This window comes from Enterobacter sp. FB, assembly GCF_000805795.1.
Lineage (GTDB): Bacteria > Pseudomonadota > Gammaproteobacteria > Enterobacterales > Enterobacteriaceae > Enterobacter > Enterobacter roggenkampii.
This window is the reverse complement of record NZ_JSZC01000013.1, coordinates 845,771-862,091: the sequence shown is the minus strand read 5'-3', so window position 1 is coordinate 862,091 and position 16,321 is coordinate 845,771. Positions and strand designations below refer to the sequence as shown.

Annotated in this window: 21 protein-coding genes; 10 read left to right on the top strand and 11 right to left on the bottom strand. The window is 56.3% G+C overall.

The genetic code is table 11. The features are described from left to right. Positions 1-8: 8 nt before the first annotated feature. From flgH to flgB, 7 genes are read right to left on the bottom strand one after another with little or no spacing between them, the layout of a single operon-like run. Complete coding sequence (gene flgH / locus PI91_RS10990; RefSeq protein WP_039266130.1) at positions 9-707, bottom strand: flagellar basal body L-ring protein FlgH; 699 nt, start codon at positions 705-707, stop codon at positions 9-11. Positions 708-764: 57 nt separating this feature from the next. Beyond that, positions 765-1,547: a flagellar basal-body rod protein FlgG gene (gene flgG / locus PI91_RS10985; protein WP_008500810.1), complete on the bottom strand. Its 783-nt coding sequence runs from the start codon at positions 1,545-1,547 to the stop codon at positions 765-767. An 11-nt stretch (positions 1,548-1,558) separates the two neighbouring features. Next, on the bottom strand, positions 1,559-2,314 hold the full coding sequence (locus PI91_RS10980) for a flagellar basal body rod protein FlgF (protein ID WP_008500811.1): 756 nt from the start codon (positions 2,312-2,314) through the stop codon (positions 1,559-1,561). Between the two features lie 20 nt (positions 2,315-2,334). Next, complete coding sequence (gene flgE / locus PI91_RS10975; protein ID WP_008500812.1) at positions 2,335-3,543, bottom strand: flagellar hook protein FlgE; 1,209 nt, start codon at positions 3,541-3,543, stop codon at positions 2,335-2,337. 26 nt (positions 3,544-3,569) lie between these two features. Next, the gene (flgD, locus tag PI91_RS10970; RefSeq protein WP_021240768.1) at positions 3,570-4,280 is read right to left on the bottom strand and encodes a flagellar hook assembly protein FlgD; all 711 of its coding nucleotides are present in this window, start codon (positions 4,278-4,280) and stop codon (positions 3,570-3,572) included. Positions 4,281-4,291: 11 nt separating this feature from the next. Then, positions 4,292-4,696, bottom strand: a complete 405-nt coding sequence (gene flgC / locus PI91_RS10965) for a flagellar basal body rod protein FlgC (protein WP_008500814.1) — start codon at positions 4,694-4,696, stop codon at positions 4,292-4,294. Between the two features lie 3 nt (positions 4,697-4,699). Continuing rightward, entirely contained in the window at positions 4,700-5,116 is a 417-nt protein-coding gene (flgB, locus tag PI91_RS10960) for a flagellar basal body rod protein FlgB (protein ID WP_008500815.1), read from the bottom strand. A 157-nt stretch (positions 5,117-5,273) separates the two neighbouring features. Between flgB and flgA the strand changes: the two genes are divergently transcribed. The 3 genes from flgA (at position 5,274) to flgN (ending at position 6,750) form a co-directional block, all read left to right on the top strand. Continuing rightward, positions 5,274-5,933 carry a flagellar basal body P-ring formation chaperone FlgA gene (gene flgA / locus PI91_RS10955; protein ID WP_021240769.1) on the top strand — a complete coding sequence of 220 codons (660 nt, stop codon included), beginning with the start codon at positions 5,274-5,276 and terminating at the stop codon, positions 5,931-5,933. A 93-nt stretch (positions 5,934-6,026) separates the two neighbouring features. Beyond that, complete coding sequence (flgM, locus tag PI91_RS10950) at positions 6,027-6,320, top strand: flagellar biosynthesis anti-sigma factor FlgM (RefSeq protein ID WP_008500817.1); 294 nt, start codon at positions 6,027-6,029, stop codon at positions 6,318-6,320. Between the two features lie 4 nt (positions 6,321-6,324). Beyond that, positions 6,325-6,750 (top strand): flagella biosynthesis chaperone FlgN, encoded by a 426-nt coding sequence (flgN, locus tag PI91_RS10945; protein WP_008500818.1) that lies wholly within the window; start codon positions 6,325-6,327, stop codon positions 6,748-6,750. 59 nt (positions 6,751-6,809) lie between these two features. On the opposite strand, the gene murJ is transcribed toward flgN, so the two are convergent. The 4 genes from murJ to rimJ form a co-directional block, all read right to left on the bottom strand. After that, positions 6,810-8,345 (bottom strand): murein biosynthesis integral membrane protein MurJ, encoded by a 1,536-nt coding sequence (murJ, locus tag PI91_RS10940; protein ID WP_021240770.1) that lies wholly within the window; start codon positions 8,343-8,345, stop codon positions 6,810-6,812. A 129-nt stretch (positions 8,346-8,474) separates the two neighbouring features. Next, complete coding sequence (locus PI91_RS10935; protein WP_023343752.1) at positions 8,475-9,398, bottom strand: Gfo/Idh/MocA family protein; 924 nt, start codon at positions 9,396-9,398, stop codon at positions 8,475-8,477. A 2-nt stretch (positions 9,399-9,400) separates the two neighbouring features. Next, positions 9,401-10,051 carry a YceH family protein gene (locus PI91_RS10930; RefSeq protein WP_039266129.1) on the bottom strand — a complete coding sequence of 217 codons (651 nt, stop codon included), beginning with the start codon at positions 10,049-10,051 and terminating at the stop codon, positions 9,401-9,403. Positions 10,052-10,060: 9 nt separating this feature from the next. Then, on the bottom strand, positions 10,061-10,645 hold the full coding sequence (gene rimJ, locus PI91_RS10925; RefSeq protein ID WP_008500822.1) for a ribosomal protein S5-alanine N-acetyltransferase: 585 nt from the start codon (positions 10,643-10,645) through the stop codon (positions 10,061-10,063). A gap of 236 nt (positions 10,646-10,881) precedes the next feature. Between rimJ and mdtH the strand changes: the two genes are divergently transcribed. The 7 genes from mdtH to PI91_RS10890 all read left to right on the top strand — a co-directional run bounded on the left by mdtH (position 10,882) and on the right by PI91_RS10890 (position 16,204). Next, positions 10,882-12,090: a multidrug efflux MFS transporter MdtH gene (gene mdtH, locus PI91_RS10920; protein WP_023292794.1), complete on the top strand. Its 1,209-nt coding sequence runs from the start codon at positions 10,882-10,884 to the stop codon at positions 12,088-12,090. Positions 12,091-12,213: 123 nt separating this feature from the next. Continuing rightward, positions 12,214-12,774: a lipoprotein gene (locus PI91_RS10915; protein ID WP_008500824.1), complete on the top strand. Its 561-nt coding sequence runs from the start codon at positions 12,214-12,216 to the stop codon at positions 12,772-12,774. Positions 12,775-12,900: 126 nt separating this feature from the next. Beyond that, positions 12,901-13,947 carry a dihydroorotase gene (gene pyrC / locus PI91_RS10910; protein ID WP_039266128.1) on the top strand — a complete coding sequence of 349 codons (1,047 nt, stop codon included), beginning with the start codon at positions 12,901-12,903 and terminating at the stop codon, positions 13,945-13,947. 74 nt (positions 13,948-14,021) lie between these two features. Continuing rightward, positions 14,022-14,267: a DNA damage-inducible protein I gene (dinI, locus tag PI91_RS10905; protein ID WP_039266127.1), complete on the top strand. Its 246-nt coding sequence runs from the start codon at positions 14,022-14,024 to the stop codon at positions 14,265-14,267. Positions 14,268-14,541: 274 nt separating this feature from the next. Further along, positions 14,542-14,796, top strand: coding sequence for a biofilm formation regulator BssS (gene bssS / locus PI91_RS10900; protein WP_008500827.1), 255 nt, complete (start codon positions 14,542-14,544; stop codon positions 14,794-14,796). A 116-nt stretch (positions 14,797-14,912) separates the two neighbouring features. Further along, positions 14,913-16,031 carry an N-methyl-L-tryptophan oxidase gene (gene solA, locus PI91_RS10895; protein ID WP_039266896.1) on the top strand — a complete coding sequence of 373 codons (1,119 nt, stop codon included), beginning with the start codon at positions 14,913-14,915 and terminating at the stop codon, positions 16,029-16,031. A 59-nt stretch (positions 16,032-16,090) separates the two neighbouring features. Continuing rightward, the gene (locus tag PI91_RS10890; RefSeq protein ID WP_021240776.1) at positions 16,091-16,204 is read left to right on the top strand and encodes a DUF2770 family protein; all 114 of its coding nucleotides are present in this window, start codon (positions 16,091-16,093) and stop codon (positions 16,202-16,204) included. Positions 16,205-16,321: the final 117 nt, after the last annotated feature.

Sequence of the window (16,321 nt, the reverse complement as noted above, 5' to 3'; positions counted from 1 at the left end):
CACCTCGCTTACATCGGCGATAAGTTAAGGAAGAAGCGCTGCAGCCAACCCATATTTTGCGCTTCATTAATGTAGCCGTTACCGACGTACTCAATGCGCGCATCCGCCACCTGGGTGGACGGAACGGTGTTGGTGCCGCTGATGGTGCGAGGGTTAACCACGCCCGAGAAGCGAATGAATTCAGTGCCCTGGTTGATGGCGATCTGTTTTTCACCCACCACGTGTAAGTTGCCGTTAACCAGTACCTGGTCAACCGTGACCGTCAGCGTGCCGCTGAAGGTGTTGCTGGCGTTCGCGCCACCTTTACCGTTAAAGGTGTTGCCGCCAGAGGCATCGACATCAGCACGCGCGTTGCCGAACAGTCCCTGCAGGTAGCGCGGGACGGTATCGAAGCCAAAATTCGTTTTGCCATCGCGGCTGGCGTTCGCCGACGAGCTCTTGCTCGCGCTGACGTTTTCCTGCAGCACAATGGTCAATGTATCGCCGACGTTACGCGGGCGGCGATCTTCAAACAGCGGCTGATAGCCGTAATTAATCGGCTGCGCGGTCTGGAAAATGGAGCCGTTGACTACTGGCGCAGGGCCAGGAACGGGTTGGGCAGTCGTCGCACCCTGGACCAAAGGTTTAGACGGGATCCAGGCACACCCGCTGAGAGTGACGGCCAGAATAGTCAGTATCGGATAACGAAACGCCGCGTTTTTTTGCATTGCCTTCATCTTCGAAAACAGGGAGCCGGCGCGGCGTTTACCGCACCGGGCTACACCTTAGAGTTGCGTCAGTTTCTGCAGCATCTGGTCGGTCGTCGACACTGCTTTACTGTTAATTTCATACGCGCGCTGAACCTGGATCATATTCACCAGCTCTTCCGCCACGTTCACGTTGGAGGTTTCAACATAGCCCTGATACAGCAGGCCCGCGCCGTTCAGGCCCGGGGTGCTCTCATTTGGCGTACCGGAGGATTGCGTCTCGGTGTAGAGGTTCTCACCAATGCTTTCCAGACCGGTATCGTTCATGAAGGTGGTCAGGTTGAGCTGCCCAACCTGAACCGGCGCAGCCTGCCCCTGCTGGGTTACGCTGACCACACCGTCACGTCCGATGGTAATGCTCAGGGCGTTCGCCGGGATGGTAATCGCAGGCTGAACCTGGAAACCGCCCGCCGTCACCAGCTGGCCGTTCTGATCGACCTGGAACGAGCCGTCGCGAGTGTAGGCAGAAGTCCCGTCAGGCAGCTGCACCTGGAAGAAGCCCTGGCCTTTGATCGCCACGTCTTTGCTGTTGTTGGTCTGAGACAGGTTGCCCTGGCTGTGCAGACGCTCGGTCGCCACCGGACGAACACCGGTACCGATCTGCAGGCCCGATGGCAGCGTCGTCTGTTCAGAAGACTGCGCGCCCGGCTGGCGGATGGTTTGATAAAGCAAATCTTCGAAAACGGCGCGTTGACGCTTGAAACCATTGGTGCTCACGTTTGCCAGGTTGTTGGCAATCACGTCCATATTGGTTTGCTGGGCGTCCAGGCCAGTTTTCGCGATCCATAAAGAACTGATCATAAGGAATCCTGTTAGCTCATAGCCAGAAGTTGGTTAGCCTTGCCCGCGTTTTCATCGACGCTGCTGATGATCTTCATCTGCATTTCAAAACGACGGGCGCTGGCGATCATGTCGGTCATGGCTTCGACCGGCTTGACGTTACTGCCTTCCAGAACACCGGACATCACGCGGATGCTCGGATCGGCCTGTAAGGTGGCACCCCGCGTCGCCTGCGCCGCCTGGGTCAGACGGAACATACCGTCGTCGCCACGCTGCACCTCTTTGCCTTCCGCCTTAACCAGCTTCAGACGACCGACGGGCGCAACGGTATTGGCCGGGTCGCCCGGGTTGAGCGCCGAAATGGTGCCGTCCGCAGCGATAGTCAGCTCAGAGCCTTCCGGTACGGTCAGCGGACCCGCTTCCCCCATCACCGGATGCCCCTGAATCGTCAGCTGGCCCGTCGCGCTCACCTGGATGTTCCCGTTACGGGTATAGCCTTCGCTACCGTCCGCCGTTTGCACCGCCAGCCAGCCGTCCTGCTGCAGAGCCACGTCCAGCGGGCGTGAGGTGTAATCCATCTGCCCTGGCGTCATATCGGCGCCAGGGGTTGATGCCGTCACCAGCGTACGGGTCGGCAGGGAAAGCCCTTCTACCGGCACCGCGCGCAGCGCATTAAGCTGCGCGCGAAAGCCCGGCGTTGAGGCGTTTGCAAGGTTGCTGGCGGTAACGGCCTGCTGATTGAGCGTCTGACTTGCCGCGCCCATCGCGGTATATATTGCGTGATCCATTGCGCTTTCCTGTTAGCCGCTTAACGCAGGTTAACCAGCGTGTTGAGGATCTGGTCCTGGGTTTTGATGGTCTGCGCGTTCGACTGATAGTTACGCTGCGCGACGATCATGTTCACCAGCTCTTTACTCAGATCGACGTTAGAGGCTTCCAGCGCACCGTTGGTCAGCGTGCCGAAGTTACCGCTTCCGGCAGTACCCAGCAGCGCCACGCCGGAGGACTGGGTGGCAGACCAGACGTTGTCGCCTTCCGATTTCAGACCTTCGTTGTTGGCGAAGTTTGCCAGCACGATCTGGCCCAGAACCTGGGTCTGTTCGTTGGAATAGTTACCGACCACAGTGCCGTCGTCATTGATTTGGTAGCTCACCAGGTCGCCTGGTTTAAAACCATTCTGGCTGGTCGCGACGATATTGTTCGCACCGGTGTTCTGCTGCATGGAGTTAGCAAAACTCATGGCGAAGGTCGCTGGCGTCGCACCTGGGATGGTCGCGGTAGTGATGTTGATATTTCCACCACCGGTCAGCGTACCGTTATTATCGAAGGTCAGCGTGGTGGCCAGTGCCGCCGTGCTGCCTGCGACGCTACCGTCCTGGGCATACACTTTCCAGGAGTTAGCCGGGGTCGCATCTTTGACATAAAACAGGTTCATGTTGTGCGCATTACCCTGGCTATCAAAGACGGTCACCGTACCTTTTTTGTTGTACGTGTCCGGGTTAGCCGGATCAAAGGCGGTGGTCGGCGCGGTATCGGTGGAATTCAGGTTAATCTGCTGGGAAGCCGTGGTGGTGGACTTCGCGGCCATCAGCGTGGTTGGGATATTAATGACCTGTGGGTTCGCCCCGGTCTGAACCGTTGATGGCGTCCCGGCAACCGGATAACCGGTTAACTGCATCCCCTGCATGTTCACCAGGTTACGGTTTTCATCCAGCTTGAACTGGCCGTTACGGCTGTAGAACACAGAGCCGTTGGAGTCGACCATACGGAAGAAACCGTTCTGGCTGATGGCGACGTCCAGACCACGACCGGTATTGGTGGTGGTGCCGTCGCTAAAGTCCTGAGTGATGCCCGCAACTTTCACGCCCAGACCGACTTTGGAGCCGGCAAACATGTCTGCAAAGGAAGCAGAACCGGATTTAAAACCATAGGTCGCGGAGTTGGCGATGTTGTTGCCAATGACGTCCAGGTTGGTGGCCGCAGCATTCAGGCCGCTGACCGCTTGAGAAAAGGCCATGACTTACTCCTGATAAGTGTTAAGGCTTAGATAATCTGCCGAACTTCGTCGAGTGTGGTGGAACCAGAGGTTCCCAAATCCAGTTTGTTGCCGTCGCTTCCTTTAATCACGCCCTGGACCAGCGCGAACTGCAGCGGCTGCGCCACCAGCTGGGTCGTCCCGTTGCTGGCGCTGATCGCGACTTTGTAAGCACCGTTTGGCGCTTTCGTGCCGTCGGTCAGGCTGCCATCCCACGTAAAGGTGTGAACGCCCGCCTTCAGCTCACCGATATCAATGGTGCGCACGACCGTGCCGTTGCTGTCGGTAATGGTTGCGGTAACTTTCTCCGCCGCCTGCTGCAGCTCAACGCCAAACGGCGTTGTGGTCGTTGTGGTGTTGCCTTCGGTAGTGCTGGTGCCTGCCAGAATCGTGGTTCCCGGGATCATCACCCCGTGGCCAATCAGGCTTGCCGCCTGCAGAGACTGGGCGCTATTAATCTGTCCAGAGACGGAACCAAGGGTGGTGTTGAGTTTCTCAATGCCGCTAACGGTGCTGATCTGCGCAAGCTGCGTGGTCAGTTCGTTGTTCTGCATCGGGTTAGTGGGATCCTGGTTCTTAAGCTGCGCCACCAGCAGCGTCAGAAAGCTGCCCTGAAGATCGGCGGCGTTACTCCCCGTCAGGGAGTTAGAACCCGTCGTACTCTTTGTGTTGTTAACACCCGAGTTCGTCGGATCATTCACATTTACGGCGATGGACATGCATGTCTCCTTTACTGGCCGAGAGTGAGTGTTTTGAGCATCATGCTCTTCACGGTATTAAGCACTTCGACGTTGGCCTGGTAGCTACGGGAAGCCGACATGGAGTTCACCATCTCACCCACCACATCCACGTTTGGCATCTTCACGTATCCGCTGGCATCCGCCAGTGGGTTACCCGGCTCATACACCAGTCTGTCCGGGGCCTGGCTCTCCACCACATCCGAGACCTTCACGCCGCCCGTCGCCGCGCCTGGCGCAGCATCGACCTGAAAGACAACCTGTTTGGCACGATAAGGCTGGCCGTCGGGTCCGGTGACGCTGTCGGCGTTCGCGAGGTTACTGGCGGCCACGTTCAGGCGCTTGGACTGTGCGGTTAACGCCGAACCGGCGATATCAAAAATATTCAGCAAGGCCATCTATCAATTCCCCCCCTGCAGGACGTTCATCATGCCTTTGATTTGTCCGCCGAGTACGGTCAGGCCCGTCTGGTATTTCAGGCTGTTGTCGGCAAACTGGGTACGCTCCCGGTCCATATCCACGGTGTTACCGTCGAGTGAGGGCTGATCGGGAATGCGATAAAGTAAATCGGTCGCTGGCGCGGTCATCGCCTGAGCAGGAATATGGCGAGAGGATGTCATGGCAAGTGCAACACCCGTTCCTTCGGCACGTCCACGCTCCATCACCTTTTTGAGTTCACTGGAAAAATCAATATCGCGCGCCTGATACCCCGGGGTATCGGCGTTAGCGATATTGGCGGCTAAAATCTCCTGCCGCTGGGCGCGTAAGTTGAGCGCTTCCTGCTGAAAACGTAACGCGGCGTCGAGTTTATCGAGCATGTCTCCTCCGCTGATGGCAAAATTTCAGTTCACAGCTTAAATCTCACCCGGTCTCCCCTATCGACGGAATAAGCGCAAAATGCGTCGCTATTTATTCCGTTGATGCAAAACCACAGCAGGTAGAATTCGTTCAACTCTGGAAACGGTGGAACTTGCGATGCAAACGTTAAAACGTGGTCTGGTGGCGGCTCTCTTGCTGTTAAGCCCTCTGGCGCAGGCTGAAGGGATACAGGATCGGCTAACGGCTTTTTTTGCTGAAAAACTGGCAGGCTTTAGCGATGACGTGACCGTTACCGTGCGCACGCCACCGAATCTGTACCCGACGTGCGACCAGCCGTCCTTCAGCGTGGTAGGGTTCACAAAGCTCTGGGGGAATGTGAACGTGCTGGCACGCTGCGCCAACGAAAAACGCTATTTACAGGTTGCCGTTCAGGCGACGGGCAATTATGTTGTCGCCGCCGTGCCCATTGCGCGCGGCAGCGTACTGCAGACAAACAGCGTGACCTTGAAGCGCGGCCGTCTGGATCAGCTGCCGCCACGCACCATGCTGGATATTAACCAGGCACAGGACGCCGTCAGCCTGCGCGACGTCGCGCCAGGCCAGCCGATACAGATCTCCATGCTGCGTCAGGCATGGCGGGTAAAAGCAGGCCAACAGGTGATGGTGGTGGCCAACGGAGATGGCTTTAGCATCAACAGTGAAGGGAAAGCGTTGAACAATGCCGCGGTGGCGCAAAACGCCCGCGTCAGAATGTCCTCAGGCCAGGTGGTGAGCGGAACCGTCGATGCTGATGGGAATATTCTGATTAACCTATAATCTTTTTAAAGATTTCGCGGCGCGTGCCGATAAATATTCCACTAATGATGATGTCAGGCGCAAACGCCGCGAACCCTCGATGAGGACAACACTATGAGCATTGATCGTACATCAGCCCTGAAGCCGGTAAGCGCTGTACAACCTCGCGAAACGAATGACGCAACGGCGCAGAAAACGCGTCTGGAAAAACCGTCAACGTCCAACAGCACCAGCGTGACCCTGAGCGACGCGCAGGCAAAACTGATGCAGCCGGGCAGCAACGATATCAATATGGAACGTGTTGAAGCGCTGAAAACGGCTATTCGTAACGGTGAGCTGAAAATGGACACCAGCAAAATCGCTGACGCCCTGATTCAGGAAGCACAGAGTTTCTTACAGAGTAACTAACCGTATGAGTCGACTGTCAGAAATACTGGATCAAATGACGGTTGTCCTGAACGACCTGAAAACGGTAATGGACGCTGAACAGCAGCATCTCTCTTCCGGTCACATCAACGGCAGCGCGCTGCAGCGTATTACTGAAGACAAAAGTTCGCTTCTGGCAACGCTGGATTATCTGGAGCAGCAGCGACGCGCTGAGCAAGATCCTAAGCGCAGCGCCAATGACGATATTATTGAGCGCTGGCAGACCATTACTGAAAAAACCCAGCACCTGCGCGATCTTAACCAGCATAACGGCTGGCTACTGGAAGGGCAGATTGAGCGTAATCAGCAGGCGCTTGAGGTGTTGAAACCGCATAAAGAAACCGGTCTGTACGGTGCGGATGGTCAGACGGCGACGGCGCGTATTGCAGGTGTGAAAAAGATTTCGATTTGACGCATAAGCGACTAATCATGCAGTGGGGAGCACCATGAGGTGAACTCCCCTTTTGGCGTTTATGCCGTCCGGCGGGCAAACTCTTTGACTTTGAAACCCAGCACCGCGAGCGTGGCAAAGTACGCCACCACACCAACGCACACCACGGCCATCAGGCGCATCAGACGATAAGGCATCGTGCCCAGGGACCACTCCGGCATCACGTGCATCATGCCCAGCAGCGCGGCAGACATCACCAGTACCGCAACGATCAGACGCACCAGGAAACTGCCCCAACCCGGCTGCGGCGTGAAAATATCCTGCTTGCGCAGCTGCCAGTACAGCAGGCCGGCATTCAGACAGGCCGCGAGACCAATCGATAATGACAGGCCGGCATGTTTCAGCGGACCAATAAACGCCAGGTTCATCAGCTGCGTCATAATCAGCGTCACGATGGCAATTTTTACCGGCGTTTTGATGTCCTGACGCGAGTAAAAGCCCGGCGCCAGCACTTTCACCACGATCAGCCCCATCAGTCCCACCGAGTAGGCAATCAGCGCGCGCTGGGTCATGGCGGCATCGAAGGCAGTGAATTTCCCGTACTGGAAGAGCGACACCGTCAGCGGTTTGGCCAGAATACCCAGCGCCACCGCGCTTGGCAGGGCCAGCAGGAAGCAGAGACGCAGGCCCCAGTCCATCAGGCGGCAATACTCATCATGATTGCCGCTGGCAAAACTTTTCGACAGCGACGGCAGCAGGATGGTCCCCAGCGCCACGCCCAGCACCCCGGACGGAAACTCCATCAGGCGGTCGGCGTAGTACATCCAGGAAACCGAGCCGGACACCAGGAACGAGGCAAAGATGGTGTTGATAATCAGCGAGATCTGGCTGACGGAGACGCCGAGAATGGCGGGCCCCATCTGCTTGATGACGCGCATCGCCCCGGCATCTTTGAGGTTGATGCGCGGCAGCACCAGCATGCCGATTTTTTTCAGGTGCGGCAGCTGATACGCCAGCTGCAGCACGCCGCCGACGGTGACCGCCCAGGCCAGCGCCAGCACCGGCGGGTTGAAGTGCGGGGCGGCGAACAGGGCAAAGCCGATCATGCTGACGTTAAGAAACGTCGGCGCAAACGCCGGTACAGAGAAGCGGTTCCAGGTATTGAGGATCGCCCCCACCAGCGAGGCCAGCGAGATCAGCAGAATATAGGGGAAAGTAATGCGCAACAGCTGCGAGGTCAGGGCAAACTTGTCGGCCGTATCGGCAAAGCCGGGCGCGGTCACCATAATCACCCAGGGCGCGGCCAGCATCCCGAGGACGGTCACCACCGCCAGCGCCAGCGTCAGCAGGCCGGAGACATAAGACACAAAGACGCGCGTGGCGTCCTCGCCCTGCTTGCTTTTATATTCTGCCAGGATCGGGACGAATGCCTGGGAAAACGCCCCTTCCGCAAAAATACGACGCAGCAGGTTCGGTAATTTGAACGCGACGAAAAAGGCGTCCGTGGCCATCCCTGCACCAAATACCCTTGCCACAATGGCGTCGCGCGCAAAACCCAGCACGCGGGAAAACATGGTCATCGAGCTGACGGCCGCCAGCGATTTTAATAAGTTCATTAACGTGAATTTCCAGAACCATACGGATTTCCAGGACGGGCAAGCGTAAGCGCCACCCGGCAAAGCCTACAAGCGGCGCTTAGTCTACCCGGATTTCAACGAATTACTATCCGCAGATGTTACAGCGAGTTATTCACTCATGGCCTCGCGCCAGAGCCTTTCCACAATGCGCTGCGCCATGATGGCCTGCTCACCGGACGTTTCAGGAACCGTCTGATTTTGCACGCAGGTGATGAAGTGGCGGGCGCAACCGGCAAAACCGCGCTGTTCAAGCGTGCTCTGCCAGCCAGGCGCGGGGAGCGTCACCACGCCGCTGCCCTTCTCTTCCCGCCATTCACGCATGTCGGTAATGTCGTACAACGCCCCGTCGGTGACGGCCTGGACGCATTCTCGCTGGCTGCCGGCACGACGATGCATGCTGGTCGTGATCTGCAGATGGTCAATCGCGAAATGGTGTTCGGCGTAGACCATTTCACCCTGCTCGTTCGTGAGCAGCGTGCCACTTTGCAGCTGCGCGTTGCTGCCGGCGAGCCACAGCGCCGTATCCACAACGTGGAGATAATCATCCAGCAGCGTGAAGCGCAAATCGTTCGGCCCGATGCTGTCCGTGCGGTGCTTATCCATCCGCAGCGAGGCAAACCTGCCCGACTGTGCCTTGAGCTGCTGGTAAAGGGGCGCGAAGCGGCGGTTGAAGCCGACCATCAGCGTCAGTTTTTTACGCGCCGCCAGCTCAATCAGGCGTTCCGCGTCCGGAACATTTTCCGCCAGCGGTTTATCCACGCAAACGTGAACGCCCGCATTGAGCAGCTCGCTCACGACCTGATAGTGGGTAGACGTTGAGGTATGCACAAAGACCGCATCGCACTCGCGGGCCAGATCCTGAAGCGATGCCGCATACGGCATACGCCAGGTTTCGCAGATCCGCTCGGCTTTCTCGCGCGTGGGTGACCATGCCCCTTGCAGCGTCCAGTCCGTCGCTGCCCCCAGAACCGGCAGCCAGGCTTTTTGTGCAATACCGCCCAGCCCTACTACGCCAATGCGTAATTTTTTCACCGTCAGTCTCCCAAATGTGCCAGCAGGGCATCCAGACGCTGTTTCAGCCCGGCGACCTCGTCTTCCAGCGCCGCTACGCGGGCAACCAAATCATCATCTACGGCCGTTATGTCGGTTGCGCTGGATTTAACTGAACTATCAACTTCACCGCTGAACAGGTGCATATAGCGGCTTTCACGCTTGCCCGGCTCGCGCGCCAGACGCACCACGTAAGGACCGTCTTCACGCGCGGCCAGCCCTTCGAGGGCCTGCTCGACCTCCTGCATATCGCTGAACTCATGCATGCGGGAAGCGCGCGTGCGCAGTTCTCCCGGCGTTTGCGCACCGCGCAGCAGCAGCGTGGTGATGACCGCCACTTCCGCACTGCTCAGCTTCAGGTCACCAAATTCGGAGTTACAGAAGCGCTGTTCGTATTTGGTCACGCGGTTGCCGAAGCCGCTGACGGTGCGCAGATAGTGGCGTTTGACCAGCGCATCCAGCACGTCCTGAACCTCATACTCGCTGAGGTTCATCACCGGCTCGCGGTTGGTTTTCTGGTTGCAGGCCATGGTCACGGCGTTGACGGACAGCGGATACTGCTCCGGCGTGGTGACCTGTTTTTCGAGTAAGCACCCAATCACGCGCGCTTCTGTACCGTTTAGCTGATACTTCATCTTTTCTCCTTAACGACCTGCAGTCCAGTCCCGGGTGGTTAATGCCGTCAGAACGTGGTCGCGCCACTCTCCGTCTATCAGCAGATAGTCTTTGGCGTAACCCTCTTTCTCGAACCCTAAACGCGCCAGCAGATTTCCGCTGCGCTGGTTATGCGGCATATAGTTCGCCATAATGCGATGAATGTGCTGGGTGCGTTGCATATAGCGGATCGCTACCGTCAGCGCCTCGTACATCAGCCCCTGCCCCTGCCACTTCTGGCCGATGGAGTAGCCCAGGTAGCAGGCGTGAAACGATCCCCGCACCACGTTTGAAAAATTGGCGATCCCGATAATTTCTTTCTCTTCAGGATCCAGCAGCGCGAAATAAAACGCGCTGCCCTGCTTGTGAAATTCCGTAATCATGCTGAGGCGCGCCTGCCAGCCGGAAGGGTAACAATGGCTCTCATCCCGAACGGGTTCCCAGGGTTTTAAAAACTGGCGATTCTCGGCGTAATAATCCGCCAGACGCCAGGCATCACGCTCATGCACCAGACGAACGACCAGCCTGTCCGTTGTCAGACGCACTTTTGGCACATTACTGCGATAGCCAAACATCGATACCACTCCTTCCCGTCACTTCAGCTTGCCCATTAGCTTTACTATACCTGCGCCTGCGCCGTCTGTGAAAACAGTGACATACCATTTTCACCTCTTTTCACATTTTTCGATGAGAACTCTCTATCAAAGCACCCTTTTGATAAAAAAATATTGTCACGTGCAGGGGTGGGAAAAAACGCGGCGACACCGCAGAATGTTAGCGTGCTCACCATCTTATTTTCCCTGGAGGGAAAATGTCCCGCGTATCACAGGCCAGGAGCCTGGGTAAATATTTCCTGCTCGTCGATAACATGCTGGTCGTGCTCGGCTTTTTTGTCGTTTTTCCGCTTATTTCGATCCGCTTTGTCGATCAGATGGGCTGGGCGGCATTAATGGTCGGCATTGCCCTGGGGCTACGCCAGTTTGTCCAGCAGGGCCTGGGCGTCTTTGGCGGGGCCATTGCCGACCGCTTTGGCGCGAAACCGATGATCGTCACCGGTATGCTGCTGCGCGCGGCAGGGTTTGCCACGATGGCGGTCGCCCAGGAGCCCTGGCTGCTCTGGTTCTCCTGTTTCCTCTCCGGTATCGGGGGCACGCTGTTCGATCCGCCCCGCACCGCGCTGGTGGTAAAGCTGATTCGCCCGCAGCACCGCGGCCGTTTCTTCTCGATTCTGATGATGCAGGACAGTGCCGGGGCGGTTATCGGCGCCCTGCTGGGAAGCTGGCTGCTGCAGTATGATTTCCGTCTGGTCTGCGCGGCTGGGGCGGTGCTCTTTATGCTGTGCGCGCTGTTTAATGGCCTGTTCCTGCCGGCGTGGAAACTGTCAACGGTGAAAGCGCCGGTTCGGGAAGGGCTGGGCCGCGTCCTGCGCGACAGACGTTTTGTCACCTATGTGTTGACCCTGACGGGATATTACATGCTGGCCGTGCAGGTCATGCTGATGCTGCCGATCATGGTTAACGACATTGCAGGTACCCCTGCGGCGGTGAAATGGATGTACGCCATCGAAGCCTGCCTGTCGTTAACGCTCCTCTATCCGATTGCCCGCTGGAGCGAGCGGCGTTTTCGCCTGGAGCATCGCCTGATGGCCGGACTGTTCCTGATGACGCTGAGCATGATGCCGATCGGCCTGGTGAACACGCTCCAGCAGCTGTTTACGCTGATTTGCACGTTCTATATTGGCTCGATCATCGCCGAGCCTGCCCGCGAAACGCTGAGCGCCTCGCTTGCGGATGCGCGTGCACGCGGCAGCTATATGGGGTTCAGCCGACTGGGGCTGGCGCTTGGCGGGGCATTAGGTTACGCTGGCGGCGGCTGGTTGTTTGATGCTGGCAAAGCGTTAAATCAACCTGAACTTCCGTGGATGATGCTGGGCGTGGTGGGCTTTATGACGCTACTCGCCCTGTGGTGGCAGTTCAGCCAGAAACGCAGCGCGAGCGGCATGCTCGAGCCTGGCGCGTAGCCTTTCCCTCGGGCGGGAGCCCTTCCCGCCCCACTTCTCAGTTTTTTCTGCTGGTTTCTGCCCATTCACGCTGACATACTGGCGTAACAGGACAGAAGCGCCGATTTTTCGTTGAGGAACACTATGAAGAAAATTGTCTTAGCCGCGGCATTGATTGTCAGCGGCCTGCTGGTTGGCTGTAACCAGCTCACGCAATACACCGTCAGTGAACAGGAAATTAATCAGGCGCTGGAAAAACATAACAATTTCTCGAAAGACATTGGCGTACCGGGTCTTGCCGATGCGCATATCGTGCTCACAAACCTCACCAGTCAAATCGGACGTGAAGAGCCAAACAAAGTCACCCTGGCCGGTGATGCGGACCTCGATATGTCCTCCCTCTTTGGCAATCAGAAAGCCAACATCAAGCTCAAGCTGAAGGCACTGCCTGTTTTCAACAAAGAGAAAGGGGCGATTTTCCTGCAGGAGATGGAAGTGGTCGACGCGAAGGTGTCTCCGGACAAGATGGCGCCAGTTCTGCAAACCCTGATGCCCTATCTGAATCAGTCGCTGCGGAATTACTTTAACCAGCAGCCCGCGTACGTCTTAAGTGAAGACAAAAGCAAGGGTGAAGCTCTGGCGAAAAAATATGCAAAAGGCATAGAGGTGAAACCGGGCGAAATTATCATTCCTTTCACCGATTAACCTGAAGGGCGCTGCGGCGCCTTTTTTTTCACGGAAAAGTGTGCAAACGAAAACGTTTCCGCTTATGATTTGTGTCCGGCAAAAACAGCCATCCTTATGACTGATTCCTGACAAGCCGGAGCTTCCATGACTGCACAACCCCAGGTTCTTAAAATCCGCCGCCCTGACGACTGGCATATCCATCTGCGTGATGGCGATATGCTGAAAACCGTCGTGCCTTATACCAGCGAAATTTATGGCCGCGCGATTGTCATGCCTAACCTGGTGCCACCAGTCACCACCGTCGATGCCGCGATAGCCTATCGCCAGCGCATTCTCGACGCCGTTCCTGCGGGACACGATTTTACCCCGTTGATGACCTGCTATCTGACCGATTCACTGGATCCGAACGAAGTGGAGCGCGGGTTTAACGAAGGCGTCTTTACGGCAGCGAAACTCTACCCGGCGAATGCCACCACCAACTCCAGCCACGGCGTCACCAGCATTGATGCCATTATGCCGGTGCTGGAACGCATGCAGAAACTGGGTATGCCGCTGCTGGTTCACGGCGAAGTAACGCATGCCGAGATTGACATTTTCGACCGCGAAGCCCGTTTTATCGAGACCGCGATGGAGCCTTTGCGCCAGCGCCTGCCGGCGCTGAAGGTGGTCTTCGAGCATATCACCACCAAAGACGCGGCAGAGTACGTGCGTGACGGCAACGATCTTATCGCCGCCACCATTACGCCACAGCACCTGATGTTTAACCGTAACCACATGCTGGTGGGCGGGGTGCGCCCTCACCTCTACTGCCTGCCTATTCTTAAGCGCAACATCCACCAGCAGGCGCTGCGCGAGCTGGTCGCCAGCGGGTTCTCCCGCGCGTTCCTCGGTACCGATTCCGCACCTCACGCCCGCCATCGTAAAGAGGCGAGCTGCGGCTGCGCGGGCTGCTTCAACGCCCCAACGGCGCTGGCCAGCTACGCAACCGTGTTTGAAGAGATGAACGCGCTGGAACATTTCGAAGCATTCTGCTCCCTTAACGGCCCGCGCTTCTACGGCCTGCCGGTCAACGACACCTTCATCGAACTGGAGCGTAAAGCGAGCCACGTTGAGGAGTCCATTGCCCTGACGGACGACACGCTGATCCCCTTCCTGGCGGGTGAAACCGTAAGCTGGACGGTAAAACGTTAAAAAATCAGTGCCCCTTGTTGTCAAACTGATAATATGCCTGTATAAATAAACAGTATATTACACAGGGGGCATTTATGCGTATTGAAGTCACCATAGCCAAAACTACCGTTATGCCTGCCGGCGCGCTTGATGCACTGGCAGGCGAATTATCCCGTCGTATTAACAACACCTTTCCCGACAACGCGGGTGCCGTCACGGTGCGTTACGCCGCGGCGAACAACCTCTCCGTCATTGGCGCCGCAAAAGAAGATAAAGATCGCATCAGCGAAATCCTCCAGGAAACGTGGGAAAGCGCTGACGACTGGTTCATTACGGATTAACACTGCTCCCTCATTGTGTTTTTTTGCCGGGTCGCCCCGGCTTTTTTTTGCCTCAAAATCCTGTAAGTTCAAAATAATTCGGCATCTTCTTTAAAAATCGTGAACGAGATGGTGTTTTATTGTTCGAACAATCCTAAAAAGCAGAAAAATGTGTTGCCACCTGTTTATTTTTCCCTTCGGAACCCTTATTACTTGGTATACTGAAGTTGCTTTCAGAAAAACATGCATTGAACCTCAAAGCCGTTGTCTTCTAACACGCATTAAGGGGGTTATAATGGAAAAGAATAGTGAAGTCATCCAGACCCACCCACTTGTTGGCTGGGATATCAGTACCGTAGATAGCTACGATGCGCTGATGCTGCGTTTGCACTACCAGACCCCAAATCAACTCAACCGTGAAGAAGCGGAAGTTGGACAGACGCTGTGGCTAACAACAGACGTCGCCCGTCAGTTTATTTCTATTTTAGAAGCAGGTATTGCAAAAATAGAATCTGGCGACTACCAGGAAAATGAGTATAAACGGCACTAAGCTTATGCCCACTTTTCTCTCTACAGGCACCCTCGCGGTGCCTTATTTATTTCTCCCTTGTCTAACCCCGCGTTGTTAATTACTCTGCTAACAAAACATCAGTTTATGAGATGCATATGAGATACGACTTAATCATTATTGGCAGCGGCTCCGTAGGATCTGCCGCAGGCTATTACGCAACACAGGCAGGTCTGAAGGTTCTGATGATCGATAGCCATCTGCCTCCTCATGCGGAAGGCAGCCATCATGGCGATACCCGCCTCATCCGCCATGCGTACGGTGAAGGTGAACGCTACGTTCCGCTGGTGCTTCGCGCCCAGACGCTGTGGGATGAACTGGCGAAACAGACCGAAGATCGTATTTTCGAACGTACGGGCGTCATCAACCTGGGTCCGGCACATTCTGCGTTTCTCGCTGGCGTCGAACGCAGCGCGAAAGCGTTTAATCTGAACGTTGAGAAGCTGGATGCGACGGGCATTACCGCACGCTGGCCCGAAATTACCGTCCCGGACGATTATATTGGCCTCTTTGAAGCCCACTCCGGGGTGCTCCATTGCGAAACGGCGATCAAAACCTGGATCGAGCTTGCTGCGAAGGCAGGCTGCGCGCAGCTGTTCAACTGTCCGGTAGAGGCCATCACCCATGATGATAATGGCGTCACGGTCACCACTATTGACGGCGATTATTCAGCGTCCCGCCTGCTGGTCAGCGCAGGTACCTGGGTTACCCGCCTGCTGCCCGATCTGCCGATCCAGCCGGTGCGCAAGGTCTTCTCCTGGTTCCAGTCGGATGGCCGTTACAGCGCCCAGAATAAATTCCCGGCCTTCACCGGCGAATTACCCAACGGGGACCAGTTCTACGGCTTCCCGTCAGAAAAAGACGCGCTGAAAATCGGTAAACACAACGGCGGCCAGGCGATCGCCTCCCCTGAAGAGCGTAAACCTTTCGGCGCCTTCCCACAGGATGGTTCAGAGGCCTTCTCGTTCCTGCGCACTATTCTTCCGGGCGTCGGTGGCTTGCTGTATGGCGCGGCTTGTACCTACGACAATACGCCGGATGAAGACTTTATCATTGATACGCTGCCGGGGCATGACAACACCCTGCTCATCACCGGACTGAGCGGCCACGGCTTTAAGTTTGCTTCCGTTCTGGGTGAAATCGCCGCGCAGTTTGCCCAGGGCATTGCGCCGCAGTTTGATCTGACGCCCTTCTCCCTCTCGCGTTTTAACGGATAATCCGCACGGGCTCCGGAGGTCACGGGGCCCGCTTCATTCACACCGCATGTTGGGGCGTTATGCGCAAGATCGTTAGCTTTCTGATGAATAATATTCGCGAGCATTTTATGCTCTATCTCTTATTGTGGGCGCTGCTGGCCATTATTGATTTTGTTTACATTGTATTTTACTGAAAACCCAGACTGACAATAATTGACATTACTTTATCTTTATTGAAGCTTATAATTTCATCTTGCACGAAGAGATTGAATTAGCGTTAGCGATCCTTTTCAAAATTGCTGAAATAAATA